Genomic DNA, 26,486 nt, shown 5'->3' with positions numbered 1-26,486 from the left:
GTTACTCCCACTCGATGGTGCCCGGGGGCTTGCTGGTCACATCGAGGACGACGCGGTTGACCTCGCGCACCTCATTGGTGATGCGCGTGGAGATCCGGGCGAGCACGTCGTAGGGCACCCGCGACCAGTCGGCCGTCATCGCGTCCTCCGACGACACCGGACGCAGCACGATCGGGTGCCCATAGGTACGGCCGTCGCCCTGCACGCCCACCGAGCGCACGTCGGCGAGCAGGACGACCGGGCACTGCCAGATGTCACGGTCGAGCCCGGCCTTGGACAGCTCCTCGCGGGCGATGGCGTCGGCCTCGCGCAGCAGGTCCAGCCGGTCCCTGGTGACGGCGCCGACGATGCGGATGCCGAGACCCGGACCCGGGAACGGCTGGCGCCACACCATCGCGGCGGGCAGGCCGAGCTCCTCGCCCGCCCTGCGCACCTCGTCCTTGAACAGCATGCGCAGCGGCTCCACCAGCGAGAATCGCAGGTCGTCCGGCAGGCCACCGACATTGTGGTGCGACTTGATGTTGGCGGTGCCGGTGCCGCCGCCCGACTCCACCACGTCGGGATAGAGCGTGCCCTGCACCAGGAAGTCGACCGGGCCGTCGGCGATGATCTCGCGCTGCTCGGCCTCGAAGACGCGGATGAACTCGCGTCCGATGATCTTGCGCTTGTCCTCGGGGTCGGTGACGCCGTCGAGCTCCTTGAGGAACTGGTCGGCGGCGTCGGCGACACGCAGCTTCACGCCCGTCGCCTCGACGAAGTCACGCTCGACCTGCTCGGCCTCGCCCTTGCGCAGCAGGCCGTGGTCGACGAAGACGCAGGTCAGCCTGTCGCCGATGGCCCGCTGCACGATGGCGGCGGCCACGGCCGAGTCGACGCCTCCGGACAGGCCGCAGATCGCCCTGCCCTCCGGGCCGATCTGGGCGCGGACCGCCTCGACGGCCTCCTCGACGATATTGCTCATCGTCCACGTCGGACGGCAGCCCGCCGCGTCGAGGAACCTCTTCAGCACGGCCTGACCGTGCTCGGAGTGCATCACCTCGGGGTGGAACTGCACGCCGTACAGGCCCTTGGCCGGGTGTTCGAACGCGGCGACCGGCGTCTCGCCCGTCGAGGCGGTGACGGCGAAACCCTCAGGGGCCGAGGCGACCGCGTCGCCGTGCGACATCCAGACGGTCTGCGTCGCGGGCAGCCCCGCGAACAGCACGCCCTCGTCGGAGACGTCGAGCCTGGTGCCGCCGAACTCGGCCACACCCGTCCTCGCGACCTCGCCGCCGAGCGCCTGGGCCATGACCTGGAAGCCGTAACAGATGCCGAACGTGGCCACACCGGTCTCGAACAGGCCCTCGGGGGCCGCGGGGGCGCCGTCGGCGTAGACCGACGAGGGGCCGCCGGACAGGATGATCGCCTTGGGATTGCGGGCCAGCATCTCGGCGACCGGCATCGTCGAAGGGACGACCTCGGAGTAGACCTGGCACTCACGCACCCGCCTGGCGATGAGCTGCGCGTATTGCGCACCGAAGTCGACCACGAGCACTGTGTCGAACTCAGACACCGAGAAGACCCCCCAGTAAGACGAATGCGGTGTCCTCAGTGTATCGGCCGGGTTGAATCCCCACTCGTGGACGGGTACAGGCGGGCCCGATGCCTGGAGGTCCTACTCGAAGGCGGGCCTGGACGGCACGCGGCCGCTCAGCAGGGTTTCCATGTGCTCGCGCAGGCCCTGCTCGTAGCCGTCGTGGGTGAGGACGAGGAACCGTTCCTCGCGGATGGCCTCGACGGCGGCCTCGGCCACCTCCTCCGGCTCGATGCCCTTGCCGACCAGGGCGTCGATGCGTGAGCGCGCCTCGATGTCGTCCTTGGTCCTCGGGACGACGAGATCGGCGGGCCGTACGCGTTCGGAGCGGTTGATGGCGGTCTTCACGCCTCCGGGGCACAGTGCGGTGACCTTGAGCTTTGATCCGGCGACGGCCAGGTCCTGGGCGAGTGCGGCGGTCGCGGCCAGCGCGGCGTGCTTGGACACGGCGTAGGCGCCGCTGTAGGGCGAGGTCAGCAGGCCCGCCACCGAGATCGTGTTGACGATGTGACCCTCCTCGCCCTGCTCGATCATGCGCGGGACGAACGCCTGGATGCCGTGCAGCACGCCCCACAGGTTCACGCCGAGCAGCCAGGAGAAGTCCTCGTCGGTGCGCGTCCAGATCCGGCCGCCCTGGTAGACGCCGGCATTGTTGACGAGCAGGTGCACGGCCCCGTACTCGCCGAACGTCCGGTTGGCCAGGTGGCGCACCGAGATCTCGTCGGAGACGTCGGTGATCTGGGTGAGCGTGGGCACGTCCGCCGCCTCGCCCCTGGCCTGCGCGACGAGCGCGGCCGTCTCGGCCAGGCCGGCCGCGTCGACGTCGGCGAGGACGAGCCGCATGCCCTCGCGGGCCAGACGAACGGCAAGCGCTCTGCCGATGCCGCTCGCCGCGCCTGTGATCACGCTCACCTTGCCGGAGAGTTCACGCATCGGACTGCTCCCTAGCGCTCGCTTGGCACTCGACGCTAGCGTGATCGCCCGGTCAGGGGAATCACGGCACGAGTGCGATCATCGTCACCGGAGGCGACGTGAGGACGACGTCACCCGTGGGCGACGTGACGGACGACGTCACCGTAGGCGACGCGATAGACGCGTCACCGTAGGCGACGTGACGGACAACGTCACCGTAGGCGACGCGATGGACGGCGGCGCCACGGCCGCTGCCGTGGCGCCCGAAGGTCACAGGGCCCGCGCCAGCAGGCCCAGCGGCGGCGCCCCGAGGTCGAGCATGGCCTTGTGGAAACGCTGCAGGGTGAACCCCGCCCCCCACTCGCGCCTGGCACGCTCCCGGAGCTCCATGATCTCCAGTTTGCCCCATGTGTAGCGCCCGTAGGTGGGGTCGAAGGTCGCCCTTCGCGCCTCCGACAGTGCGGCGGGGCCCGCCAGATGCGTGTCGGCGGCGAACCTGCGGGCGCCGTCCTCCACGCTCATCGCCCCCGTGTGCACGCCGATCGCGGTCGCCAGCCGGGTCACGCGGATCAGCGCCTCCAGCCACACGCCGATCTCGAAACGCGGATCGTCGGCCATGAACCCCTCCTCCACGCAGAGCTCCTCGGCGTAGTGCGCCCAACCTTCGACGAACGCCATGGACAGCAGCAGCCTGCGCGCGTCCGAGGAGGCGCGGCGGATCGCCCGGCCGTGCGAGAAGTGGCCCGGCGCCACCTCGTGCACATTGATGGCGGGCAGCGTGGTGCGGCTGAAGACCTCGAGCCACTCCTGCTGCTCCTGCTCGGGCCAGGAGGCGTCGGGCGGGGTGATGTAGTACCAGGAGGGACCTTCGGGTTCGCCGGGGCCGTTCCAGCTCATCATCGCCATCGCCCAGCGCTGCGACTCCGGCGCGATCCCGACCAGGCACTCGCCGTCGTGGTAGGGCACGAGGTCCTTCTCACGGGTGAACGCGATGGCCTCCTCGGTGCCGATGCGGGCCGCCTCGATCACGCCGTCGGCGTCGGGGTGGTCCCTGACCAGCTCGCGACACACCTCGAGCGGCGGCCTGTCCTTCTCGCCGAGCTTGGCGCACGCCTCGGCCAGCAGCTCCGACAGCCGGTCGCGCTCGGCGTCGGCGCGCTCGGCCAGGCGGCCGAGGTCGACATCGGCGCCGTCGCCCGAGCCCATGAGCCTGGCCAGCGCGTCACCGCCGAGCGCCGCGTCCGGGTCGCCCACGGTGGCGGCCCGCTCCAGGTGCGCGACGAGCAGCCGGTGCGCGCCCAGCGCGTCCTCGTCGGTGACGCCCGCCGCGAGTCCGCGTGCCGCGCCGACGAGCGAGGTGGCGACGGGCGCGCTGACCTGGTCGAGCGAGGCGATCGCATGCCCGACGGCCTCCGGCCACAGCGCCAGGTGCCTGGCCCTGGCCTCGGCGCGGTCCGCCTCTGGGGCGTACTCGCGGTCGTAGCCCGATACGTCGAGGTTGCCGATGTGCACCAGCGGGTTGCGCCGGTGCAGCTCCAGCTCGCCGTACCCGACGTAGGCCGCCTGCTCGAAGACCTGCAGCAGCTCGGCGTCGTAAGGATCGACGGGAGCCGGGCCCGCCCCGAGCCTGGCCAGTCCGGCTTGTACGCCTGTGGGCGACAGGTCCTGGATCTGTCCGTCGTATTCGTGCCGTCCGCCGTCGCTGCGGATCGCGGGCATCGCCAGTTCGCAGACCGCCCGCAGCCGGGCATCGAGTTCGCTCATGTGATCGACGCTACAACAGCACATACCTCCTCCCACAGCGGTGAGCGGGGGTCCGTGACAACGATCTGTCAGGGGTGGGCGGCCGGTGTGAGGCCGGGGGGTGGGGAGGTGTGGGCCGGGGATGGGAGTCGCTCACGGAGCGCGAGAGGTCTGCGGCGGTGGGTCACCAGTCTTTGCCGAGCCCGTCCGGAACGGTGTCACGCAAGGCGAAGGTGATGGCGGTGACCGCCGGATGCCCCGCCGCGCCGCTGCGGATGGCGATCTTCGTACGGCGGCGTATCGGCACCGGGGTCAGGACGACACCGCCAGGCGTGTCCACGGCGCCGAGTTGCGGCACGAGGGCGACGCCCTGCCCGGCCGCGACCATGGCGAGTACGGTGGCGAACTCGTCGATCCGATGCCTGACCCTCGGCGCGAACCCCGCCGCCTGGCAGGCGCGAACGGTCATCTCGTGGCATGCCGTACCGGGTGAGGCCGTGATCCAGGCGGCGTCCGCGCATTGGGCGATCAGCGGTCCGCGTGCGGTGTCGAAGGGGTCGCGCGTGGCCAGGTACATGCTCTCGCTGAACAGCGGCTCGACCGCCAGACCGGGCTCGGCGAGCTGCGGGACGAAGTCGTAGTCGTGGATCAGCGCCACCTCCAGCTCACCGGCCCGCAGCGCGTCGGCCATCGCGGCCGGGTCGATCTCCGACACCATCGGCTCGAGCCCCGGGTGCCGCCGTGCCAGCGCGGCCAGCGCCGCCGGGAGGACCGCACGCGCGGCGGTGGGGAAGGTGCCGATCCGCAACGGCCCCGCGAGCCCTTTGCGCGCCTCGACCAGCTCGGCCGAGGCCGCCTCCAGGCGTTCGAGCACCGCTTCGGCGTGCCGGGCGAGGTTCAGGCCCGCCGGAGTGAGCCGCACCCGCCGCCCTGTGCGCTCCAGCAGCGGCAGCCCGGCCTCGCGTTCGAGTACGGCCAGCTGTTGCGACACCGCGGAGGGGCTGAACGCCAGGGCCTGGGCCACGGCCGCGATCGTGCCCCGGTGGTTGAGTTCGCGCAGCAGGCGCAGGCGGCGTACGTCGAGCATCGGCTCAGCTTACGCTCGGCTTCACCAATCAGCGATGGACCTGAACGATGTACGCCCAGCAGGATCGTGGCCATGACCCACCACGCCGCCCTGACCGGGATCTACGTGCCACTCGTCACACCGTTCGACGCCTCCGGCAAGGTCGCGGCCGACGCCCTCGAACGCCTCGCCCTCGACGTGCTCGACGCCGGAGCGGCCGGGATCGTCGCACTCGGCACGACCGGGGAGCCCGCCACGCTCGACGCCGCCGAGAAGGCCGTCGTCCTTGAGGTGTGCGCGCACGTCTGCCGTACCCGGGGCGTGCCGCTCGTCGTCGGCTCCGGCACCAACGACACCGCCGCGAGCGTCGCCGCCCTGGCCGAACTCGCCACACACGACGGCGTCACGGCCGCCCTCGTGCCCGTGCCGTACTACACGCGTCCTTCGGAGGCCGGGGTCGTGGCCCACTTCACCCGCCTGGCCGACGGGCCGCTGCCCTTGATCGCCTACCACATCCCGTACCGCACTGGCCTGGCCCTGAGCCCCGCCTGCCTGCGTGCGATCGGCGCGCTGCCCGGCGTCATCGGCCTGAAGTACGCCCCCGGCGCGATCGACCAGGACACCGTCGCCCTGCTGTCCGACCTGCCCGACGACTTCGCCGTCCTGGCCGGCGACGACGTCCTCCTGTCCCCTCTCCTGTCCCTCGGCGCCACCGGCGGCATCCTCGCCTCCGCCCACCTGGCGACCGGCGCGTACGTCGCCCACGCCGTCACCTGGTCCCATGGCCGTCGCCCCACCACCACCGCCCCTCTCGCCGCCCTGTCCGCCTCCCTCTTCACCGAACCGAGCCCGGCGGTACTCAAGGGCGTACTTCATGCCCAGGGGCGAATTCCTACGCCTGATGTGCGGTTGCCGTTGTTGGCGGCGTCGCGGGGGGCGGTGGAAGGTGCGCTGGGGCGGTTGGGGGAGGTCGGTGAGGCTGGGTGAGGAATGCAGCGCCCCTTCTTCTGGGCTCAGGCAGTAGGACAATGGGTCCGGGTGGAGGCAGCAACAAATGTGGACAGCTACCCGACGCATCCTGCACACCTCCTACATGCTGGCCAGTAGCACTCCAGTTCTCGCGCGCTTCTGATGGAATCCCCCTGTCTTGGCGAGGTAGCAGTGATCAACCTTCAAGTGTTGAGTGGACTGATACAGACCGAGAGGTTGCGTGAGGAGGTAACCAGCCGGGCTGTCCGTGAGATCACCGGAACAATGCCGCAAGGGTGATTGAGAGGCTCCGCCGAGAGGCGGAGAGAAGGTATCGCCTGTACCTATGGTTTCCAGGGACCGAACTCGAACCCTTCGCCTTGGAGCCGCAGGATAGAAGGCCTGATCCAGACGCCGAGCCGAAGAACCCGGCGCAGCCCGAGGCGGTGCGTCGGCCACTGCGCCGACTCTTAGGGAGCCTAGAGATCGGCGCATAATGCCTGACATCGAATTCGAGTCGATGCACCCCGATGTGCTAGCAGCGCTTGGCGCATCGGGGTGGCTACCTGGCCGGAGGGCCGACATAACCCGGTGGACCGCGTCTCTGATCGACGAGGGGTATCGCGCTAGCCCTTTGTCCGAGGCCGTACTGGCCACCTTCGGTGGCCTGGTGGTCGAGCCCACTCATTCGAACGGCCTACCAGGCTTACAAGACAGGGTCTGGTGGCTGTCCCTGATGGTCACGGAAAGGCGGATCATGCTGCTCGAGATCGACCCTCCGCGAGGAATCTCGCCGCTCCTGATAGGCATGGGCCTTGAAGAGGCCCGTGCGGCCCTGGGGTCGTGGGGGAAGCCGGAGGATGTCGCGGGCGGAGTTACGCCGGAGCTGCGAGTGCGGGATTCACGGCTGGCGTACGACATATTCGCCTATTTTGAGAATGGTAGGACCGTTACTGCGATCGAGATATGGAGACCCCAAGAGAACTTCGACACCTCGGTCGTGTGGGACGGAATGGACCTCTTCAATACTCAGGCAGAGCAGATCCTGGAACAGATTAGAGCTCATGGAATCGATCTCGACGAGTCGGATCCGCTTAATCCGTTCTGTCCAGGTCTAACTCTTGGGTTCAACAGGTCGGGTGGACCGGATTTTGTCGGTCCTGGGCTGCCTCTCGGCTTCGAATCTGTGTTGGTTGCCGCACCTGGCTACTACTCGGTCGAGGTTGACTTCGGCGATTTCTTCTCATGAAATGATCGTCTCGTTTGGTGGACATCGGTTAATGCTCGGTCTTTGCATCTCTTGAACTGCTCTTGGAACGCGTGAGAGGAGCTGCGAAGCATGCTGAAGGGCGCCGATGTCCGCCTGGGTTGCCGTCAAGACGAGCGCTCTTAAGTTTCCTGCAGACGCTCTGAGCTGGGCGTGCATGGTTCTGCCATCGGCCGAGGCTGCTGGATTTCGATCGGTTCCCGGTGGGGTCAGGGACGGCTTTCGCCTTGACCCCGCCGGGCCTCTGGCGTATTTCTCCGGCCTGGCCGACGGCAAAACCTGCGGGGCCTGAGTGCAGGCGGGAGCCTCGGCTTTGATGTGGCTGGCCCATTGCGGCGAGAGCTCGTTGGGCATTGGCGGTTGTCATGCGTGGTCTGCACGATCGCCTGACGGGCCTGCGTGGTCGAGGTGCCTCGGAGGGGGGAGGCGGTGTCGTGTGAGCATGGAGGGTATGGCGATACGGATAAGCACGCTTGTTGAGCGGCCCGAGTTGGTTGAGGGGCTTTGGGGGATGGAGCATTCCTGGCCGGCGTTTGTCGAGCAGGATCCCATGGCCACGCTGTACTACTCGATCGTGGAGGACGCCTACCCGGGCTGTGTGCTCGTCGCGGAGGACGACGAGGCGCCTGGGGAGGTGGTGGCCAGGGCGTTCATGGTGTCGTTCCGGCTGGGGGAGGCGGAGTTGCCGTTGGACGGGTGGGACGCGGTGGTGCGGCGGGGGTGGCTGACGCGGGAGGCGGGGAAGGAGGCGGACTGCGTCTCGGCGTTGGAGATCACCGTACGCAACGACCGGCTGGGCACCGGCCTGTCGAAGGTGATGCTGGGGGCGATGCGGGAGCGGGCGAAGGAGATGGGGTTCGGGCGGCTGGTGGCGCCGGTGCGGCCAACGCTGAAGCATCTGGAGCCGGGGACGCCGATGAGCGAGTACGCCTTCAGGACGCGGGAGGACGGCCTGCCGTACGACCCGTGGCTGAGGGTGCACGTGCGGGCGGGCGGGACGATCGTGAGGGTGGCGCCTCGGTCGATGACGGTGGCGGGGACGCTCGCGGAGTGGCGGGGCTGGACGGGGCTGCCGTTCGACCGTACGGGGGACGTGGTGGTGCCGAAGGCGCTCGTGCCGGTGCATTGCGACGTGGAGCACGACCACGCCGTGTACGTCGAGCCGAACGTCTGGGTCAGCCACCCCCTGAGCTGACCCCTCCCGTTACGGCGGAGCCCAGGTCATGCCCCCTGGGGGACGCCACCTGGGCTCCGTCCATCACGCGTGCTCCAGCAGGACTCCGGCGGGCCGCCGTCACGTCGGGCACGCCGGGCTCGTCCTTCGGGAACCCGTCACGACTTCCGGGTGAAGATCGGGCTGAAGTCGTTGCCGTCAGGCAGGGAGAGCAGGACGCGTACCTCGGCGCCGGTCCTGTCGACGACGATCACGCGGTCCTTGCCGGGGGTGTCGTCGAGTTCCCAGCAGAACAGGTGGGAGTCGTCGTAGAAGCCGAGCACCTTGTCGCAGTCGGAGGAGAACCTGCTGACCTCCGAGCCGTCGGAGCTGTTCCAGATGCAGTGCTCGCCGTCGTCGCCACCGGAGCAGGTCGTGGTGAAGCGCGTGGCGTCGGGCGAGAACAGCTCGTTCGTGCCCGAGGGCAGTGAGCCGATCTTCGGCGTCTCGTGCAGGATCCTGCCGTCGAGGTCGTAGAAGCGCAGCGTCTTGTCCTTGCCGGCGCCCGGCGTGTTGACCACGCCCGCGCTGTCGCCGTTCCAGCCGAACGCCTCGCCCTTGATCGCCCCGCCGGACGCGGTGACCACGTCGGCGGTGAGCGTGGCCATGTCGACGACGACGAAGCCGGGGTACGACCACTCCTCGCCGGTCTTCTTCTCGACATTGAGCAGGAGCTTGGAGGAGTCGCGCGAGAAGCCTCTGACACTGGCGATCAGCGGTTCCTTCACCGTCTTGACCGTGGTCTTCTGGCCGGTGTCGCGGTCGGTGACGGTCACGGTGTCGTAGTCGTCGACATAGCTCTTGCCCCGCCCGGCCAGGTAACGGCCATCGGGCGAGACCTTGCTCTCCCAGTTGTCGGAGTAGCGGTTGAAGGAGCCGCCGAGCTTGGTACGCGCGTAGTCGACCCATTCGTCGCTGGTCTTGTTCTTGATCTCGTAGGAGGTGAGGGCGACCGGGTCGTCGGGGTGTTCGTAGATCTCGGCCGAGCTGCCGAGCAGCCGGGTCGTGATCAGGTCCGTGGTGGGGATGGCGGGGGGTTCGGGTGTCGCGGGAGGCGTCGTACGGCCCTGCGTGTAGGGCTCGGAGGTCGGTTCGCCCGTGGGGCCGTATGTCTTGCGCGGGTCGGCCTTGGTGTCGCTCCTGAGCAGCGGGGGCAGGACGAGCGCCGCGATCGTGATGACCACGACGGCCACCACGACCGCGCCGATGATCACCAGGGCCGTGTTGCCGCTCTTGGGCTGTGCCACCTGGGTGCGTGCCTGGTAGCCGGGGCCGGGCGGGGGCTGCTGGTAGTACCCGCCGCCGCCCTGCTGCTGGTAGGGCTGCTGGGGCTGCTGGGGGGCGGCGGCGCCGTACGGGGGCTGGGGCTGGGAGGGGTTCTGCCACTGCGGCTGGGGGGCGGGGCCGGTGCCCGGTTGCGAGGAGGGACCGCTCCAGCCCTGCTGCGGCGCGGGCGCCGCCGCACCCGGATAGCCTTCGGGCGCATGAGCCGTCGTCCCCATGTATCCGGGCGGCGCCTTGGCCGTCGTTCCGGGATGGGTGCCCGGGTGCGAGGCCGGGCCCTGCGGTGCGCCCGGGTAGGACGCCGGCCCCTGCGCCGCGTACGGCACCCCCGGCTGGGAGGGCGGCCCGTACGGCGCCCCCGGCTGCGACGGCGGCCCATACGGCGCTCCCGCCTGCGAAGGCTGCGAAGCCACCCCCGGCGGCGACGGCTGGGAGGGCGGCCCGTACGGCGCTCCCGGGTGCGAGGCGGGCCCGGCGGGGTGGACCGGCGGCCTGGCCGAAGGCGGGTACGCGGTGGTCGGGTAGGCGGTCGTCGGGTGTTCGGAGGCTGCGGCGGCGGCCTCGGGCAGCAGGCCGGAGCGCGGCACCTGGTGCTGCAGCAGTCGCATGATGACCTGCTCGGCCGTCGGCCGCTGCGCGGGATCCTTGGCCAGGCACTCGGTGACGACTTCGAGCAGCGTCCCGGTGAGCGTCGACAGGTCGGGCTGGCTGTTGAGCACCCGGTTGATCACGGCGGGCAGCGTGTCGCTGCCGAAGGGCGCCTTGCCCGAGGCGGCGTAGAGGATCGTGCTGCCCCACGAGAACAGGTCGGCCGACGGCCCGACGGTGTGGCCGAGTATCTGCTCGGGCGGCATGTACGCCGGTGTGCCGACGGGCATCGAGCTGATCGTGGAGGTGGCGTTGAGCGCCCTGGCGATACCGAAGTCGATCACGCGAGGACCGTCGGGCGCCACGATGACATTGGCCGGCTTGAAGTCGCGGTGCACGATCCCGGCCTGGTGGATGGCGGCGAGCGCGGTGGCGGTGCCGATGGCCAGGCGGTGCAGCGAGGGCCCGGTGCGCGGTCCTTCGTCGTGTACGACCTTCTGCAGCGAGGGTCCCTCGATGAACTCGCTGACGATGTAGGGCCGATGCTCCTCGACGCCGGTGCCGAGCACCTGGGCCGTGCAGAAGGCGGCGACCCGCTCGGCGACCTGCACCTCGCGCAGGAACCTCTCGACGCTCACCGCGTCGCCCGCCTGGTCGGGGCGTAACCATTTGATCGCCACGTGACCGCCGCTCTCGTCGACGGCGAGGTAGACGACGCCCTGGCCGCCCTCTCCCAGCCGTCCTACGAGCTCGTGCCCGCCCAGCCGTGCGGGGTCACCGGATCTGAGCGGCGCGAAAGTAGGCATAAGAGGAATTGTGGCGCTTTGCCAAGTGCGGGGCCAACCGATGCACCGCTACCGCCGAGTAGGTTTGCCGAATATCCTTCTACTATGGCTGGAGCTCTCGCAACACGCACCCTCGACCAGGACACCGTCACGCGCATCGCGGCCCAGGTGACCTCGGGAGGCAAGACGCAGCGGATCATCGCGCCGTTCACCGGGGAACCCCTGGCCGAACTGCCGATCTCCACGTCCGGCGACGTACGCGCCGCCCATGCCAAGGCCCGCGAGGCGCAGCGCGCCTGGGCCGAGCTGCCCTCGGCCGAGCGCGCCAAGCCGTTCCTGCGCCTGCACGACGCGATCCTCGATCGACGCGACGAGATCCTCGACATCGTGCAGTGGGAGACGGGCAAGGCCCGCAGGCACGCCTTCGAGGAGGTGCTCGACGTCGCCGGATGCTCGCTGTACTTCGCCAGGCGCGCTCCCGGCCTGCTCGCGCCCAGGACGCGCAAGGGCATCTTCCCCGTCGCGACCCGCACGGTCGAGCTGCGCCACCCCAAGGGTGTGGTCGCCCTGATCTCGCCGTGGAACTACCCGCTGTCGCTCGGCGTGACCGATGTCGTGCCCGCGCTCATGGCGGGCAACGCCGTCGTGCACAAGCCGGACACCCAGACCGCGCTGTCCACCCTGTGGACGATCGACCTGCTGGCCGAGCTCGGCATGCCGCGCGAGATCTGGCAGGTCGTGCTCGGCGACCCGGCCGAGATCGGCGACGCGCTGATGGACGACGCCGACTATGTGGCCTTCACCGGCTCGACCAAGGCCGGACGCAGGATCGCCGAGGAGGCGGCCAGGCGGCTCATCGGCTGCTCGCTCGAACTCGGCGGCAAGAACCCGATGCTCGTCCTGGCCGACGCCGATCTCGACGTGGCCGCGCAGGGCGCCGTCCGGGCCTGCTTCACCAACGCGGGGCAGCTCTGCATCTCCATCGAGCGCCTCTACGTGCACGAGTCCGTACACGACGCCTTCCTCGAACGCTTCGTCAGGCAGGTGCGCAACATGCGGCTCGGGGCCGGGCTCGACTGGTCGGTCCAGATGGGCTCGCTCACCTCCCAGCGCCAGCTCGACAGCGTGAGCGCACACGTCGATGAGGCCGTGGCCAAGGGCGCGACCGTGCTCACCGGCGGCAAGGCCAGGCCGGACGCCGGACCGCTGTTCTACGAGCCGACCGTGCTGAGCGGCGTCACCGAGGACATGAGCCTGTGCCGCGAGGAGACGTTCGGCCCGGTCGTCAGCGTCTACCGCTTCGCCGACGAGGCGGAGGCGATCGCCCTGGCCAACGACACCGCCTACGGCCTCAACGCCTCCGTCTGGACCCGCGACGTGGCCAGGGGCAGGGTCGTCGCCTCGCAGATCAAGGCGGGCACGGTCAATATCAACGAGGGGTACGGCTCGGCCTACGCCTCCTACGACGCGCCGATGGGCGGGATGAAGGCCTCGGGGCTCGGCCGCAGGCACGGCAGCGAGGGGCTGCTGAAGTACACCGAGTCGCAGACCGTCTCCTCGCAGGCGACCTGGCTCGGCTTCGAACCACTGGCGGGCATGCCGTACGAGAAGTACGCCGACACGCTGGCCGGGCTGCTCAAGACGATGCGGAAGCTGCGCCTGAAATGAGCTTCGACGTCCTGGTGATCGGCTCGGGCTTCGGCGGCGCGGTCTCGGCGTTGCGCCTGGCCGAGAAGGGCTACCGGGTCGGCGTGCTGGAGGCGGGCAGGCGTTTCGCCGATCACGAGCTGCCGAAGACGTCGTGGCGGGCCCGCGATTTCCTGTGGGCGCCGTGGGCCGGGCTGAAGGGCATCCAGCGCATCCACGTCCTGCGCGGCGCCAAGGGCTCGGGCGTCATGGTGCTGGCGGGCGCCGGGGTCGGCGGCGGCTCGCTGGTCTACGCCAACACCCTGTACGAACCGCACGAGGCGTTCTTCGCCGATCCGCAGTGGGCGGGCATCACCGACTGGAAGGCCGAGCTCGCGCCGTACTACGACCAGGCCGCCCGCATGCTCGGCGTCAGGCGCAACCCCACGGTAACGCCCGTCGACGAGATCATGCGGAAGGTCGCGGCCAGGATGGGCGTCGCCTCGACGTTCAGGCTGGCCCCGGTGGGCGTGCACTTCGGCGAGCCGGGCGTCGAGGAGCCGGACCCGTACTTCGGCGGCGCGGGTCCCGCCAGGCGCGGCTGCACCGAGTGCGGCGCGTGCATGACGGGCTGCCGGCACAACGCCAAGAACACCCTGGTGAAGAACTACCTGCACCTGGCCGAAGGCGCGGGCGCGAAGATCTACCCGGAGTGCACGGTCACCTCGGTCGAGCCGGTGGACGGCGGCTACCTGGTCACCGCGCACCACACGGGAGCGCCGTGGCGGCGCAGGCGTTTCACCGCACGCCAGGTCGTCGTCGCGGCCGGAGCCTACGGCACACAACGCCTGCTGCACCGGCTCAAGGCCGACGGCGTCCTGCCCGGCCTCTCCCCCAGGCTCGGCGCGCTGACCAGGACGAACTCCGAGGCCCTGCTCGGCTTCGAACGACCGCCCGGCGTCGCGGGCCCCAGGCTCAACACCGGCGTCGCCATCACCTCCTCCATCCATCCGGACGAGCACACCCACATCGAGCCGGTCAGGTACGGCGAGGGCTCCAACGCCATGGCGATGCTGCGCACGCTGCTCGTCGACGGCGGCGCCGGGCCCCGGTGGGCGATCTTCCTGCGTCAGGCGCTGCGCAGGCCGTGGCGGGTGGCCGGGCTGCTGCGGCACCGGCGCTGGTCGCGGCGCGGCGTCATCGCCCTCGTCATGCAGGCCAAGGACAACTCCATCACGCTGTCGTGGCGGCGGGGCCGGCTGCACTCGGGCCCGGGGCACGGCGAGCCGAACCCGACCTGGATCCCGGCGGGACACGAGGCCGTGCGGCACGCGGCCGAAGAGGTGGGCGGCACGGCGGCGGGCTCCTGGCTGGACCTGTTCGACATCCCGGCGACCGCGCACTTCCTCGGCGGCTGCGCGATCGGCGAGACGGCGGCGACCGGCGTGATCGACGCCTATCACCGCGTACACGGCTACCAGGGCCTGCACATCGTGGACGGCTCGGCGATCTCCGCCAATCTCGGCGTCAACCCCTCGCTCACCATCACCGCGCAGGCCGAACGGGCGATGGCCCTGTGGCCCAACAACGGCGAACCCGACCCGCGCCCGCCTATGGGAGCCGCATACGCCCGGGTGCCGGCGGTGGCGCCGGTGCGGCCTGCCGTACCCGAGGCGGCGCCCGGGGCGCTCAGGCTGCCGCTGGTGTTCTGAACCGCCGGGCGGGAGCATCCGTGTAGAGGACATGAAGACGCTCATCCGTGCGGGCCTTGCCGCCACCCTCCTCGCGGCGGCCTGCGCCGCGTGCTCCTCCTCCGCGGCGGCTCCGGCCGCCGACGGCAAGGAGCCTGTCGCCGATCTGAGCAATGTCCGCCTTGTCTCCTACGACACCTGCGAGGACATGCTCACCAAGCTGCGCGAGAAGACCGCCGCCAGCGTGAGCCCGTGGGGCCTGGGCGGCATGATGCTCTTCCGCATGCAGGAGGACACGGCCATGTCGGCCAAGGCCGAGCCCTCGGGCAAGGGGGCGCCCGAGCACTCCACCACCAATGTGCACGAAGCCGGTGTGGACGAGCCCGACCTGGTCAAGACCGACGGCAACCGGATCATCACCGTCACCAAGGGCGTGCTGCGGGTCATCGACACCGCGACCAAGAAGGTCACGGCGAAGCTCAGGCTGGTCAAGGCCGACCAGGCGTGGGCACCCGCCGACCTGCTGATCAGCGGCGACCGCGCGCTGGTGCTGTTCGCGGGCGGCGGCATGGTCCCCCTGGGCGCCACCGCCAAGATCGCCGGCCCGATGGGCGGCCCCACCTACACGCTGGTCGACCTGTCGGAGCAGCCCAAGGTGCTCGGCTCGGTCACCCCGGACGGCCAGCACATCGACGCCAGGCTCATCGGCTCGACCGTGCGCCTGGTCACCCGCAGCCAGCCGAACATCGTCTTCCCCACCCCTCGCGAGGACGTCTCCGAGGCCGAGCGCATCAAGGTCAACAAGGCCGTCGTCATGCGGGCGCCGATCGAGTCGTGGCTGCCGAAGTACCAGGTCACCGACGAGGCGGGCAAGACGCGCACCGAGACGGTCCCGTGCGAGCAGGTCAGCCACCCCGACGACTACACCGGCACCTCGATGCTGACCGTGCACACCCTCGACCTCGGCCAGGCCGTCGGCCCCACCTCGCCGATCAGCATCGCCGCCGACGGCGACACCGTCTACGGCACCGGCAAGAGCCTGTACGTCTCCAGCAACCCGCGCTGGTGGTTCCCGATGCCGATCGACCCGATGCCGGTCGTCGACCCGGTGCCCAGCACGGTCGAACCGCCGACGCCCGACCCCTCGCAGCCCTCGACGCTGCCCGACCCGACCGGCTCGGCCGAGGCTCCCGCCGTCGACCCGACGCCGAGCGACCCGCCGCCGCCCACGCCCGAGGCCACCGTCTCGGCCAACACCGCGGTGCCGGTGCCGACCGAGACGCTGCCGCCGATCCCGCCGGAGGAGACCGAGGTCCACCGGTTCGACATCACCGCGCCAGGCGCGCCGCGCTACGTGGCTTCGGGCAAGGTGCCCGGCCGGCTGCTCAACCAGTACTCGCTGTCGGAGCACGAGGGCAGTCTGCGCATCGCCACCACCGAGACGAACGAGCAGACCAGTTCGAGCGCCGTGTACGTGCTCAACGCCGACACCCTGGCCAAGGTCGGCGAGGTGGGCGGCCTGGGCAAGGGCGAGCGGATCTACTCGGTCAGGTTCATCGGCCCGATCGGCTACGTGGTGACGTTCAAGCAGGTCGACCCGCTGTACACGCTCGACCTGCGCGACCCGGCCGCGCCGAAGGTGACGGGCGAGCTCAAGATCACCGGCTACTCCGCCTATCTGCACCCCGGAGGCGAGGGCAGGCTGATCGGGCTCGGCCAGGAGGCCAGCGACAAGGGCAGGACGCTCGGCGCGCAGATCTCGCTGTTCGACGTGAGCGACCCGGCCGCGCCCAAGCGCCTGGCGCAGTCCTTCCAGAAGGACTCGGGCTCGGAGGCCGAGTGGGACCCGCACGCCTTCCTGTTCTGGCCCAAGACCGGCACCGCGGTCGTCCCCGTCAACTCCTGGGCCGACCCCAACAAGCCGGACATGGGGGCGCTGGTGCTGAAGGTCACCGACACCGGCATCACCAAGGTCGGCACGATCAGGCACCCGCAGCCGAAGAACGACGGCGTCACCTATGTCGACCCCAGCATCCGCCGCACGGTCGTCATCGGCGACTCGCTGTGGACGCTGTCGGAGCAGGGCATGAAGGTCAGCGACGCCGCCACGCTCGACGAGCAGGCCTGGATCCCGTTCTCCTGAGGCCTCAGGTGGCGACCGGGACGATCTCCGGAGCGCCGAGCTGAATGGCGTCGGCCTCCTGGTCGTTGGCCTGCTCCTGCGAGAGCCGCTCGGCCTCCACCCGCTTGGTGAAGTACTCGACCTCCCGCTTGACCTGCTCGCCGTCCCAGTCCAGAGGGGCGGCGAGCAGCTCTGCCGCCTCCTGGGCGACGGCCACTCCCCGGTGGAAGGTCTCGATGGAGATGTGCGTGCGGCGGGTCAGCACGTCGTTGAGGTGGCGTGCGCCCTCGTGGGTGGCCGCGTAGACGATCTCGGCGCGCAGGTAGTCGTCGGCTCCGCTCAGCGGCCTGCCCAGTGAGGGGTCGGCCGCGATCAGGCTCAGCACCTCGTCGATCAGCGTGCCGTACCTCTGCAGCAGGTGCTCGATCCTGGCGACGTGCAGGCCGGAGGTCCGGGCCAGGCGGTGGCGCGCGTTCCACAGGGCCTGGTAGCCCTCGGCCCCGGCCAGAGGAATGCGGTCGGTGCACGAGGGCGGCACCCGCTGGTCGAGGCCGTGCGCGACGGCGTCGACCGCGTCCTTGGCCATCACCCGATACGTGGTGTACTTGCCGCCCGCGATCATCACCAGGCCCGGCACCGGGTGCGCGACGACGTGCTCGCGCGACAGCTTCGAGGTCTGGTCCGACTCCCCCGACAGCAGGGGACGCAGCCCGGCGTAGACGCCTTCGACGTCGTCGCGGGTCAGCGGCACCGACAGCATCGAGTTGACGTGGTCGAGCACGTAGTCGATGTCCACCCGGGAGGCGGCCGGGTGCGCCTTGTCGAGGGTCCATTCGGTGTCGGTCGTGCCGATGATCCAGTGCCGGCCCCACGGGATGACGAACAGCACCGACTTCTCGGTGCGCAGGATGATCCCGGTCAGCGAGTGGATGCGGTCGCGCGGCACCAGCAGGTGGATGCCCTTGGAGGAGCGCACGTGGATCTGGCCGCGCCCCCCGACCAGCTCCTGGATGTCGTCGGTCCACACGCCCGTGGCGTTGACGACCTGCCTGGCCCTGATCTCCAGCTCGCCGCCCGCCTCCAGGTCGCGCACGCGCACGCCGGTCACGCGCTCGCCCTCGCGCAGGAACCCGACGACCTGGGCACGCGGCGCGATGTGCGCGCCGTACGCGGCGGCCGTGCGCAGCAGTGTCATCACATAGCGGGCGTCGTCCACCTGCGCGTCCCAGTACTGCACGGCGCCGGTGAACGCGGTGCGCTTGAGCGCGGGCGCCAGGCGCAGCGCCCGCCTGCGCGACAGATGCCGATGGCCGGGCACTCCCCTGGTCAACCCCGAGGTGTGGCCGAGCGTGTCGTAGAGCGCGAGGCCCGCGCCCATGTAGGGCCGCTCCCATCCCACGTGCGTCAGCGGAAAGAGGAAGGGCACCGGCCGTACGAGGTGGGGGGCGATGCGCTGCAGCAGCAGGGCGCGTTCCTGCAGCGCCTCCCTGACCAGGTCGAAGTTGAGCTGTTCGAGGTAGCGGAGGCCGCCGTGGATGAGCTTGGAGGAGCGCGACGAGGTGCCCGATGCGAAGTCGCGCGCCTCGACCAGGCCCACGCTCAGCCCTCTGGTCGCCGCGTCGAGCGCCACCCCGGCGCCCACCACGCCGCCACCCACCACGACCACGTCGAGCTCATGCTCGCCCATCCTGGCCAGCGCGGTCGCCCGCTCAACCGGACCAAGACGGGCAGCACCCATGCGCACCGTCATAGCGTCCCCCTGCCGTAGGCCGTTCTGCGTTCACGTCCATACTTACCCGCCAGTAGGCCCACTTGCTCCTGCTTCCCCCGGATCTCAGGCGCGGATCACCTTCACGCCCGCCTCCGTCAACCGTACGGCCAGCGTCTCCGGCAGCAGCGAGTCGGTGACCAGCGTGTCGATCTTCCCCAGCGGGCAGATCCTGGCGAAGGCCCGCTTGCCGATCTTCGAGGAGTCGGCCACGACCACCACCTGGGTCGCCCTGCCGATCAGCTGGGCGTTGACGCTCGCCTCGCCCTCGTGGTGCGCCGAGGCGCCGACCTCCAGGTCGAGGCCGTCGACGCCGAGGAAGGCCACGTCCAGCGTGACCTGGTCGAGCACGCCCGACGCCAGGGGGCCGATCAGCTCGTAGGACTGCGGCCTGGCCACGCCGCCGGTCACCACGATCTTCACGTGCTGGCGGACGGTGAGCTCGGCGGCGATGTTCAGGGCGTTGGTCACGATGGTGAAGCCGCCCTCCAGCGTGGAGCGCGTGGCGAGCGTCCTGGCGACCTCGGAGGTCGTGGTGCCGCCGTTCATCCCGATGACGGCGCCGGGCGAGACGAGTTCGGCGGCGGCGTCGGCTATGCGGTGTTTCTCGTCGGCGTGCCGCGCGGTCTTGTACCGCAGCGGCAGGTCGTAGCTCACGCTCTGCGCGACCGCGCCGCCTCTGGTGCGCATCAGCATCTGCTGCTGGGCCAGTTGGTCGAAGTCGCGGCGGATGGTGGCGGTGGAGACGTCGAGGGCCGTCGCGGCCTCTTCGACGGACAGTCTGCCCTCCTGCGCGAGCAGCTCGAGGATCGAGTTCCACCGCTCATATCGGCTCATGGGGCAAGCCTGGCACAGCGCCGCCACCCCTGCCCAGCGTCGGGTCACACTGCACAAAGTTGCTCGATGATGCTATAAATACATCAGAAACAATCAATTGGAGGTGTCCTGGTGACGACGCACACCGAGGCCGAGATCGCTTCACAGCCCGCCTGCTGGCGCCGAGCCGTCGCGCGTGTGCCCGCCGACGCCCTGCCCAGGCCGGGCGAGCGCGTCGCCGTCGTCGGCTGCGGCACCTCGTGGTTCATCGCCCAGGCCTACGCGTCACTGCGCGAGCGTGCCGGGCACGGTGAGACCGACGCCTTCGCCGCGTCGGAGGCTCCACTCGGCCGCTCATACGACCGAGTGCTCGCCCTCACCAGGTCGGGCACGACGACCGAGGTGCTCGACCTGCTCGCCAAGACCTCGGCGAAGACCGTCGTCATCACCGCGGACCCGGGCACACCCGTGATGAAGCTCGCCGACGAGGCGATCGTGCTCGACTACGCCGACGAGCGCTCGGTCGTGCAGACCCGTTTCGCCACCACGCAGCTCGCCCTGCTGCGTGCCAGCCTCGGCGAGGACCTCACCCAGGCCGTCGCCGACGCCGAGCAGGCGGTCGCCGAGCCGCTGCCCGCCGGGCTCGCCGACGCCGAGCAGTACAGCTTCCTCGGTTCGGGCTGGGCGGTCGGGCTGGCTCTTGAGGCCGCGCTCAAGATGCGGGAGGCGGCGCGCGCGTGGACCGAGGCCTACCCGGCGATGGAGTATCGCCACGGCCCGATCAGCATCGCCGGGCCGCGCCGGGTCACCTGGGCGCTCGGCCCCGCGCCCGAAGGGCTGCGCGAGCAGGTCGAGGCCACGGGTGGCGCGTTCGTCGAGAGCGCGCTCGACCCCATGGCCGAGCTGATCAAGGCGCAGCGTGTCGCCGTCGCACGCGCGTTCGCGCAGGGACTCGACCCCGACGAGCCACTGCACCTCACGCGATCTGTGATCCTTTCTTCATGAGCCTCACTCTTACCGACGCGTCCCTGGTGACTCCCGACGGCGTGCACCAGGGCTGGCTGACCATCGAAGACGGCCGCATCACCCACATAGGGCAGGGCGGCGCGCCGGGAGCCGGGCTCAGCCTCGGCGGGCGGCACGTCGTGCCCGGGTTCGTCGACATCCACAACCACGGCGGGGCCGGAGGCTCCTTCCCCAGCGGCGAGCAGGAGCAGGCGCGGGCCGTCGCCGCCCTGCACGCCGCGCACGGCACCACCACGCTGATGGCCAGCCTCGTCACCCAGCCGCTCGACGCGCTCGCCCGCGCCACCGCCGCGCTGGCCGAGCTGTGTGACGAGGGGCTGCTCGCGGGGGTGCACTTCGAGGGCCCCTACATCTCCAAGGCGCGCTGCGGTGCGCACGACCCCGCACTGCTGCGCGAGCCGTCGCCGCAGGAGGTCGCCGCGCTGATCAAGGCGGGCCGAGGCCATGTGCGCATGATCACGATCGCGGGCGAGCTGCCCGGCGCGATCGAGACCATCGAGCTGGCGACCGGCGAAGGCGTCATCGCGGCGCTCGGCCACAGCGACGCCGGCTACGAGCAGACGCTGGCCGGGATCGAGGCGGGCGCGAGCGTCGCCACCCACCTGTTCAACGCCATGCCCGCCCTGGGACACCGGACCCCGGGACCGATCGCCGCCCTGCTGGAGGACCCGCGCGTCACGATCGAGCTGATCAACGACGGCGTGCACGTGCACCCGGCGATGATCCGTCTCGCCTATGCCGTGGCCGGTCCCGGGCGCACCGCGCTGATCACCGACGCGATGGCCGCCACCGGCGTCGGCGACGGCGAGTACATCCTGGGCGCGCTCACCGTCGAGGTCGTCGACGGTGTGGCCAGGCTGGCCGAAGGCGGCTCCATCGCGGGCAGCACGCTCACCATGGACGTCGCGTTCAGGCGTGCGGTCACCGAGGTCGGGCTCTCGCTCGCCGAGGCCGTCGAGATCGCCTCGCTCACCCCCGCCCGCGTGCTCGGCATCGACGACCGGGTGGGCTCGATCGCCGTCGGCAAGGCCGCCGACCTGGTCGTGCTGACCGACTCCCTCGACGTGGCGGGCGTCATGCGGCACGGCACCTGGCTCACGGAGCCCTGATGATCGTCACGGTCACGCTCAACGCCGCCCTCGACGTCACCTACGCCCTGCCAGGCGTCGACTGGGACGGCGTCAACCGCGTCCGGACCGTGCATCGGCGCGCGGGCGGCAAAGGTGTCAACGTCGCCCGCGTCCTGGCCGCGCTCGGCCATCCCTGCCTGGTCACGGGCTTCGCCGGAGGCCCGACCGGCGAGGCCATCCGCGCCGACCTGGCCAGAGCACACGCCATCACCACGTCGCTGACCCCGATCGCCTCCGACTCCCGTACGACGCTCGTCGTCACCGAGGACTCAGGCCCGGCCCGCACCGCCCTGTTCAACGAGCCCGGCCCCCGCGTCACGGCCGGCGAGCTCACCGCCTTCCTGGCCGGGTACGGCACGCGTCTGCCGGGTGCGCGTGCGGTCGTGCTGTCGGGGTCGCTGCCCGAAGGCGTGCCGCCCGACATCTACGCCACGCTCGCCGCCCAGGCCGTCGCGGCCGGTGTTCCGGTGATCGTCGACGCCGACGGCGAGGCCCTGCGCCACGCCACGACCGGTCGGCCGACCGTGCTCAAGCCCAATGCCGAAGAGCTGGCCAGAGCCGTGCCCGGCGGCACACCCGAGGCGGGAGCCCGCGAGCTGGTACGGCGCGGCGCCTCGGCCGTCGTCGTCTCGATGGGCGCCGACGGGCTGCTCGCCGTCACGCCCGAAGGCCTGTTCCGGGCGCGCATGCCGTACCCGGTCGCGGGCAACCCGACGGGGGCCGGTGACGCGCTGGTGGCGGGGCTGGCGCTCGGGCTGGCCGAAGGGACGCCGTGGGAGGCGCGGTTGCGCACGGCCGCCGCGCTCGGCGCCGCCGCGGTGGCCGCGCCCGTCGCCGGGGCCGTCGAGCGTGCGGTGCACGACCGGATCCTGCCGGAGATCGTCATCACCCGAGAGTTCTAGGAGCGCCCAGCCATGCCCCTCGTCGCCATCAGCGACATCGTCGCCGCCACCCCGGCGGGGAGCGGTGTCGGCGCGTTCAATGTGATCCTGCTGGAGCACGCCACCGCGATCGTCGCGGGCGCCGAGGCCGCCGGTCGGCCCGTCGTGCTGCAGATCAGTGAGAACGCCGTGCGCTACCACGGCGCGCTCGCCCCGATCGCACTGGCCGCGCTCGCGGTCGCCCGGGCCTCGGCCGTGCCCGTCGCCGTGCACCTCGACCACGCGACCGACCGCGCGCTGGTCGAGGAGGCCGTCGGGCTGGGCGTCGGCTCGGTCATGTTCGACGCCTCCGCACTGCCCGACGAGGAGAACCTCACCCTCACCGCGGCCGTCGCCGCCTGGTGCCACGAGCGCGGCGCCTGGGTCGAGGCCGAACTGGGCGAGGTGGGCGGCAAGGACGGCGTGCACGCGCCCGGCGCACGGACCAGACCGCACGAGGCCGTCGACTATGTCGCCAGGACCGGCGTCGACGCCCTCGCCGTCGCCGTGGGCAGCTCGCACGCGATGACCACCAAGGACGCCGTGCTCGACCTGGGCCTGATCGCCGCCCTGCACGACGCCGTGCCCGTGCCTCTCGTCCTGCACGGCTCCTCCGGCGTGCCCGACGCCACCCTGCGCGAGGCCGTACGGCACGGCATGACGAAGGTCAACATCGCCACCCACCTCAACAAGGCGTTCACCTCGGCCGTACGCGACCATCTGGCGAAGGACACGGCCGTGGTCGACCCGCGTAAGTACGTCAGGAGCGGCCGGGACGCGGTGGCCCGTGAGGTCGCCCATCTCCTCGGCGTCCTTTCGCCCTCGTGAACCGCGCGGCCGTCGTTCCCGTCTTGGGGATATGACCCTGCGTCCGATGACGGTCCGCCTGCTGGCGGTGTTCGCCCTCGCCTGCTCCGTGCTGGTGGGCGGCTCGACCTCGGCCTGCGCGTGTTCGTGCGTGCCGTTCGAGGCCAAGGAGGCGGTGAGCTCGTCCTCGCTCGTCTTCACCGGCACGGTGAGCGCCGCGAAGCCCGCCCGCGGGCAGACGGCGACCGGCCCTCGCCCGCCGATCGTCTACACCTTCAGGCCCGACAACATCTACAAGGGCGGGCCTGCTGCCGACTACACGATCGCCACCAATGTGGACAGCGCGGCCTGCGGCTACACCTTCGAGATCGGCACCCGCTACCTGGTGTTCGCCAGGTCGGGCAGCTCGGGCCTGTTCGACGACATCCCCGGCGTCACCCTGTCGACGTCGCTGTGCGCGGGCAACGTCGCGCTGAAGAAGGGCGTAGGAGCGCTGCGACCCGGCGACGAGCTGGTGCCCCCGCAGGAGAGCCTGGCCCGCCCCATCGACTCCAACCTCCTCACCGTCCTGGGCCCGCCCACGCCCCCTCCCGCCCCCTCCTCGACCGTCTCGGCCGGGCCCGACGCCCCCGGCGCCAAGGTGAGCGCATCGAGCCCCGACTGGGCCACGGTCGCCGTCGCCGCCGCGGGCGTGCTCGGCCTGGCCCTGGCGGTCGTGCTCGCCTTCACGGTACGGCGGCGCCGCAGCCGGGGCTGACCTCCGGGTGCAGACCGCACCGGGTACGACGGAGCGGTGTCGGGTACGGCGGCATCGGCAGGAGCGGCGTCATGCCGACCCCGGCGGCCTGGGCGGTGGGCTGGATGCGGCATGCTGGAGGCGAAGCGCGACTGGCGGCTCAGGGATGGAAGCGACCATCGGGGAGCTCGTCGCGGGAGCCGACCGCCTGGGCCCCGCGAGCGAGGAGTCGTATGTCCGACACCGTGTCCACAGCCCGCATGCTGCCCGGCGGTCCCGTCGCCGAGCGCATCCTCGCCGATGTCGCCGAGCGGGTGGCCGCGCTGGCCGCCAAGGGAGTGACGCCGTCGCTGGCGACGATCCTCGTCGGCGACGACGACTCCAGCGCCGGATACATCCGCATCAAGCAGCGTCAGGCCGCCGAGCTGGGATTCGTCTCGCCGCACGTGCATCTGCCCGCCGACGCCACCCAGCAGGACCTGCACGCGGCCATCACCGCGTTCAACGACGACCGGGCGGTGCACGCGCTGCTGGTGCAGTACCCGGTGCCCGGCCATCTGGACTACGGGGCCGCGCTGCGTGCGATGGACCCGGACAAGGACGCCGACGGCATGCACCCGCTGAACATGGGCCGCCTGGCCCTCGGCATGCCCGGCCCGCTGCCGTGCACGCCCGCCGGGATCGAGGCGCTGCTGGCGTACTACGACATCCCGATCTCCGGGCGTGAGGTGGTCATCCTCGGCAGGGGCGCCACGCTCGGCAGGCCGCTGGCCCTGCTGCTGAGCCAGAAGCGGCCCACGGCCAACGCCGCCGTCACCGTCGTGCACACCGGCGTGCCCGACTGGGAGCGCTACACCCGCCGGGCCGACGTGCTGATCGCCGCGGCGGGTGTGCCCGGCATCATCAAGCCCGAGCACGTCAAGCCCGGCGCCGTCGTCGTCGGGGGCGGTGTGCGGTACGAGGGTCGCAGGCTGCTGCCGGACGTCGAGGAGTCCGTCGAGCAGGTCGCCGGAGCCATCACACCCCGCGTGGGCGGCGTCGGCCCGACGACGGTCGCCATGCTCTTCAAGAACGCCGTCACCGCGGCCGAGAACGCCACCACCTGACCCACGAGCTGACCCACGAGCGCCCGCCCACGACCAAGGCGAGCCCACCGCGAGCCCACGGGACACACGAACCCCCAAGCGCTTGCCGAGCTCACCGGACACGCGAAACGCCCGGCCGAGGGAGCGATCCCCCGGCCGGGCGTTCCTGCTCATGCCCAGCGCACGCGTACTAGCTCTGCGGTGCGACCACGACCTCGACGCGCTGGAACTCCTTGATGTCGGAGTAGCCCGCCGTCGCCATCGTGCGCTTGAGCGCGCCCATGAGGTTCATCGAGCCGTCGGCCACCGACGAGGGGCCGTGCAGGATCTGCTCCAGCGTGCCCACGGTGCCGAACTGTACCCTGCGCCCGCGCGGCAGCTCGGGGTGGTGCGCCTCCGAACCCCAGTGGAACCCGTGGCCGGGCGCCTCGACCGCACGGGCCAGCGGCGAGCCGACCATGACGGCGTCGGCGCCGCACGCGATGGCCTTGGCGATGTCGCCCGACGTGCCCATGCCGCCGTCGGCGATGACGTGCACGTAGCGCCCGCCCGACTCGTCCATGTAGTCACGCCTGGCCGCCGCCACGTCGGAGATCGCGGTTGCCATCGGCACCGCGACGCCGAGCACCGTGCGCGTGGTGTGCGAGGCGCCGCCACCGAACCCGACCAGCACCCCGGCCGCGCCCGTGCGCATGAGGTGCAGCGCCGCGGTGTAGGTGGCGCAGCCGCCGACGATGACGGGCACGTCGAGCTCGTAGATGAACTGCTTGAGGTTGAGCGGCTCGGCCCGGCCCGAGACGTGCTCGGCCGAGACCGTGGTGCCCCTGATGACGAAGATGTCGACGCCCGCGTCGATGACCGCCTTGTGGTGCTGGACCGTGCGCTGCGGCGAGAGCCGTACGGCGGTGGTGACACCGGCCGCGCGGATCTCCTCGATGCGGCGGCCGATCAGCTCGTCCTTGATCGGGGCCGAGTAGATCTCCTGCAGCCTGCGCGTGGCCGCCTCGGCGTCGAGGGCGGCGCACTCCTCCAGCAGCGAGGACGGGTCCTCGAAGCGGGTCCACAGGCCTTCGAGGTCGAGCGGCGCGAGGCCGCCGAGCCTGCCGATCTCGATGGCGGTCCTGGGCGAGACCACGCTGTCCATCGGAGCCACCAGCATCGGCAGCTCGAAACGGTAGGCGTCGATCTGCCAGGCGATCGAGACCTCCTCGGGGTCACGGGTACGCCGTGACGGCACGAGGCCGATCTCGTCCAACGCGTAGGCGCGGCGGCCGGACTTGCCGCGCCCGATCTCCACCTGGGTCATGTTCTGGACGTCCTTCTACGACTGGCTGCTGCGACTGGCGATGGTCAACGACT

General features: G+C 70.9%; 20 protein-coding genes, 1 pseudogene and 1 riboswitch. Of the genes and pseudogenes, 13 read left to right on the top strand and 8 right to left on the bottom strand.

What is annotated here, in order from left to right:
• Position 1 precedes the first annotated feature (1 nt).
• The 4 genes from guaA to ACTWNK_RS07390 all read right to left on the bottom strand — a co-directional run bounded on the left by guaA (position 2) and on the right by ACTWNK_RS07390 (position 5,315).
• Positions 2–1,552 (bottom strand): glutamine-hydrolyzing GMP synthase, encoded by a 1,551-nt coding sequence (guaA, locus tag ACTWNK_RS07405; RefSeq protein ID WP_474303038.1) that lies wholly within the window; start codon positions 1,550–1,552, stop codon positions 2–4.
• 102 nt (positions 1,553–1,654) lie between these two features.
• Positions 1,655–2,506 (bottom strand): SDR family NAD(P)-dependent oxidoreductase, encoded by an 852-nt coding sequence (locus ACTWNK_RS07400; RefSeq protein ID WP_474303036.1) that lies wholly within the window; start codon positions 2,504–2,506, stop codon positions 1,655–1,657.
• Between the two features lie 249 nt (positions 2,507–2,755).
• Positions 2,756–4,249 carry a DUF885 family protein gene (locus ACTWNK_RS07395; protein WP_474303034.1) on the bottom strand — a complete coding sequence of 498 codons (1,494 nt, stop codon included), beginning with the start codon at positions 4,247–4,249 and terminating at the stop codon, positions 2,756–2,758.
• A gap of 163 nt (positions 4,250–4,412) precedes the next feature.
• Positions 4,413–5,315 (bottom strand): LysR family transcriptional regulator, encoded by a 903-nt coding sequence (locus tag ACTWNK_RS07390; protein WP_474303032.1) that lies wholly within the window; start codon positions 5,313–5,315, stop codon positions 4,413–4,415.
• A 72-nt stretch (positions 5,316–5,387) separates the two neighbouring features.
• On the opposite strand from ACTWNK_RS07390, the gene ACTWNK_RS07385 reads away from it, so the two are divergent.
• The 4 genes and pseudogenes from ACTWNK_RS07385 (at position 5,388) to ACTWNK_RS07370 (ending at position 8,725) form a co-directional block, all read left to right on the top strand.
• Positions 5,388–6,281, top strand: coding sequence for a dihydrodipicolinate synthase family protein (locus tag ACTWNK_RS07385; RefSeq protein WP_474303030.1), 894 nt, complete (start codon positions 5,388–5,390; stop codon positions 6,279–6,281).
• Between the two features lie 478 nt (positions 6,282–6,759).
• Positions 6,760–6,975, top strand: a pseudogene (locus ACTWNK_RS07380) (SUKH-3 domain-containing protein); the annotation flags it as partial.
• A gap of 45 nt (positions 6,976–7,020) precedes the next feature.
• Positions 7,021–7,512 carry a hypothetical protein gene (locus ACTWNK_RS07375; protein ID WP_474311154.1) on the top strand — a complete coding sequence of 164 codons (492 nt, stop codon included), beginning with the start codon at positions 7,021–7,023 and terminating at the stop codon, positions 7,510–7,512.
• Positions 7,513–8,080: 568 nt separating this feature from the next.
• Positions 8,081–8,725, top strand: a complete 645-nt coding sequence (locus ACTWNK_RS07370; RefSeq protein ID WP_474303028.1) for an N-acetyltransferase — start codon at positions 8,081–8,083, stop codon at positions 8,723–8,725.
• Positions 8,726–8,862: 137 nt separating this feature from the next.
• Here the strand turns inward: ACTWNK_RS07370 and ACTWNK_RS07365 are convergent, their stop codons facing one another.
• The gene (locus ACTWNK_RS07365; RefSeq protein ID WP_474303026.1) at positions 8,863–11,421 is read right to left on the bottom strand and encodes a protein kinase domain-containing protein; all 2,559 of its coding nucleotides are present in this window, start codon (positions 11,419–11,421) and stop codon (positions 8,863–8,865) included.
• Positions 11,422–11,505: 84 nt separating this feature from the next.
• Between ACTWNK_RS07365 and ACTWNK_RS07360 the strand changes: the two genes are divergently transcribed.
• The 3 genes from ACTWNK_RS07360 to ACTWNK_RS07350 are packed head-to-tail and all read left to right on the top strand — an operon-like array spanning position 11,506 to position 16,860.
• The gene (locus ACTWNK_RS07360) at positions 11,506–13,068 is read left to right on the top strand and encodes a succinic semialdehyde dehydrogenase (protein WP_474303024.1); all 1,563 of its coding nucleotides are present in this window, start codon (positions 11,506–11,508) and stop codon (positions 13,066–13,068) included.
• Positions 13,065–14,738 carry an FAD-dependent oxidoreductase gene (locus tag ACTWNK_RS07355; RefSeq protein ID WP_474303022.1) on the top strand — a complete coding sequence of 558 codons (1,674 nt, stop codon included), beginning with the start codon at positions 13,065–13,067 and terminating at the stop codon, positions 14,736–14,738. Before ACTWNK_RS07360 ends, ACTWNK_RS07355 begins: the two co-directional genes overlap by 4 nt.
• A 31-nt stretch (positions 14,739–14,769) precedes the next feature.
• On the top strand, positions 14,770–16,860 hold the full coding sequence (locus ACTWNK_RS07350; protein WP_474303020.1) for a beta-propeller domain-containing protein: 2,091 nt from the start codon (positions 14,770–14,772) through the stop codon (positions 16,858–16,860).
• Between the two features lie 4 nt (positions 16,861–16,864).
• On the opposite strand, the gene ACTWNK_RS07345 is transcribed toward ACTWNK_RS07350, so the two are convergent.
• Together ACTWNK_RS07345 and ACTWNK_RS07340 are read right to left on the bottom strand one after the other, a co-directional pair.
• Complete coding sequence (locus ACTWNK_RS07345) at positions 16,865–18,589, bottom strand: glycerol-3-phosphate dehydrogenase/oxidase (RefSeq protein ID WP_474303018.1); 1,725 nt, start codon at positions 18,587–18,589, stop codon at positions 16,865–16,867.
• 84 nt (positions 18,590–18,673) lie between these two features.
• Positions 18,674–19,444, bottom strand: a complete 771-nt coding sequence (locus tag ACTWNK_RS07340) for a DeoR/GlpR family DNA-binding transcription regulator (protein WP_474303016.1) — start codon at positions 19,442–19,444, stop codon at positions 18,674–18,676.
• 111 nt (positions 19,445–19,555) lie between these two features.
• Here ACTWNK_RS07340 and ACTWNK_RS07335 point away from each other — a divergent pair, with 111 nt between their 5' ends.
• The 6 genes from ACTWNK_RS07335 to ACTWNK_RS07310 all read left to right on the top strand — a co-directional run bounded on the left by ACTWNK_RS07335 (position 19,556) and on the right by ACTWNK_RS07310 (position 25,148).
• Positions 19,556–20,428 (top strand): SIS domain-containing protein, encoded by an 873-nt coding sequence (locus ACTWNK_RS07335; RefSeq protein WP_474303014.1) that lies wholly within the window; start codon positions 19,556–19,558, stop codon positions 20,426–20,428.
• Positions 20,425–21,558 (top strand): N-acetylglucosamine-6-phosphate deacetylase, encoded by a 1,134-nt coding sequence (nagA, locus tag ACTWNK_RS07330; protein WP_474303012.1) that lies wholly within the window; start codon positions 20,425–20,427, stop codon positions 21,556–21,558. The genes ACTWNK_RS07335 and nagA overlap by 4 nt, the downstream gene beginning before the upstream one ends.
• Positions 21,558–22,481, top strand: a complete 924-nt coding sequence (locus tag ACTWNK_RS07325) for a 1-phosphofructokinase family hexose kinase (protein ID WP_474303010.1) — start codon at positions 21,558–21,560, stop codon at positions 22,479–22,481. The genes nagA and ACTWNK_RS07325 overlap by 1 nt, the downstream gene beginning before the upstream one ends.
• Before the next feature lie 12 nt (positions 22,482–22,493).
• Entirely contained in the window at positions 22,494–23,327 is an 834-nt protein-coding gene (locus ACTWNK_RS07320) for a class II fructose-bisphosphate aldolase (RefSeq protein ID WP_474303008.1), read from the top strand.
• A gap of 46 nt (positions 23,328–23,373) precedes the next feature.
• Positions 23,374–24,063: a hypothetical protein gene (locus tag ACTWNK_RS07315; protein ID WP_474303006.1), complete on the top strand. Its 690-nt coding sequence runs from the start codon at positions 23,374–23,376 to the stop codon at positions 24,061–24,063.
• 117 nt (positions 24,064–24,180) lie between these two features.
• A riboswitch (ZMP/ZTP riboswitch) is annotated at positions 24,181–24,263 on the top strand.
• A gap of 12 nt (positions 24,264–24,275) precedes the next feature.
• Complete coding sequence (locus ACTWNK_RS07310) at positions 24,276–25,148, top strand: bifunctional 5,10-methylenetetrahydrofolate dehydrogenase/5,10-methenyltetrahydrofolate cyclohydrolase (protein ID WP_474303003.1); 873 nt, start codon at positions 24,276–24,278, stop codon at positions 25,146–25,148.
• Positions 25,149–25,317: 169 nt separating this feature from the next.
• Here the strand turns inward: ACTWNK_RS07310 and ACTWNK_RS07305 are convergent, their stop codons facing one another.
• On the bottom strand, positions 25,318–26,433 hold the full coding sequence (locus ACTWNK_RS07305; protein WP_474303001.1) for a GuaB3 family IMP dehydrogenase-related protein: 1,116 nt from the start codon (positions 26,431–26,433) through the stop codon (positions 25,318–25,320).
• Between the last annotated feature and the right edge of the window lie 53 nt (positions 26,434–26,486).

Source organism: Nonomuraea sp. IBHARD001 (genome assembly GCF_056106265.1).
This window is presented reverse-complemented; position numbering and strand designations above follow the sequence as displayed.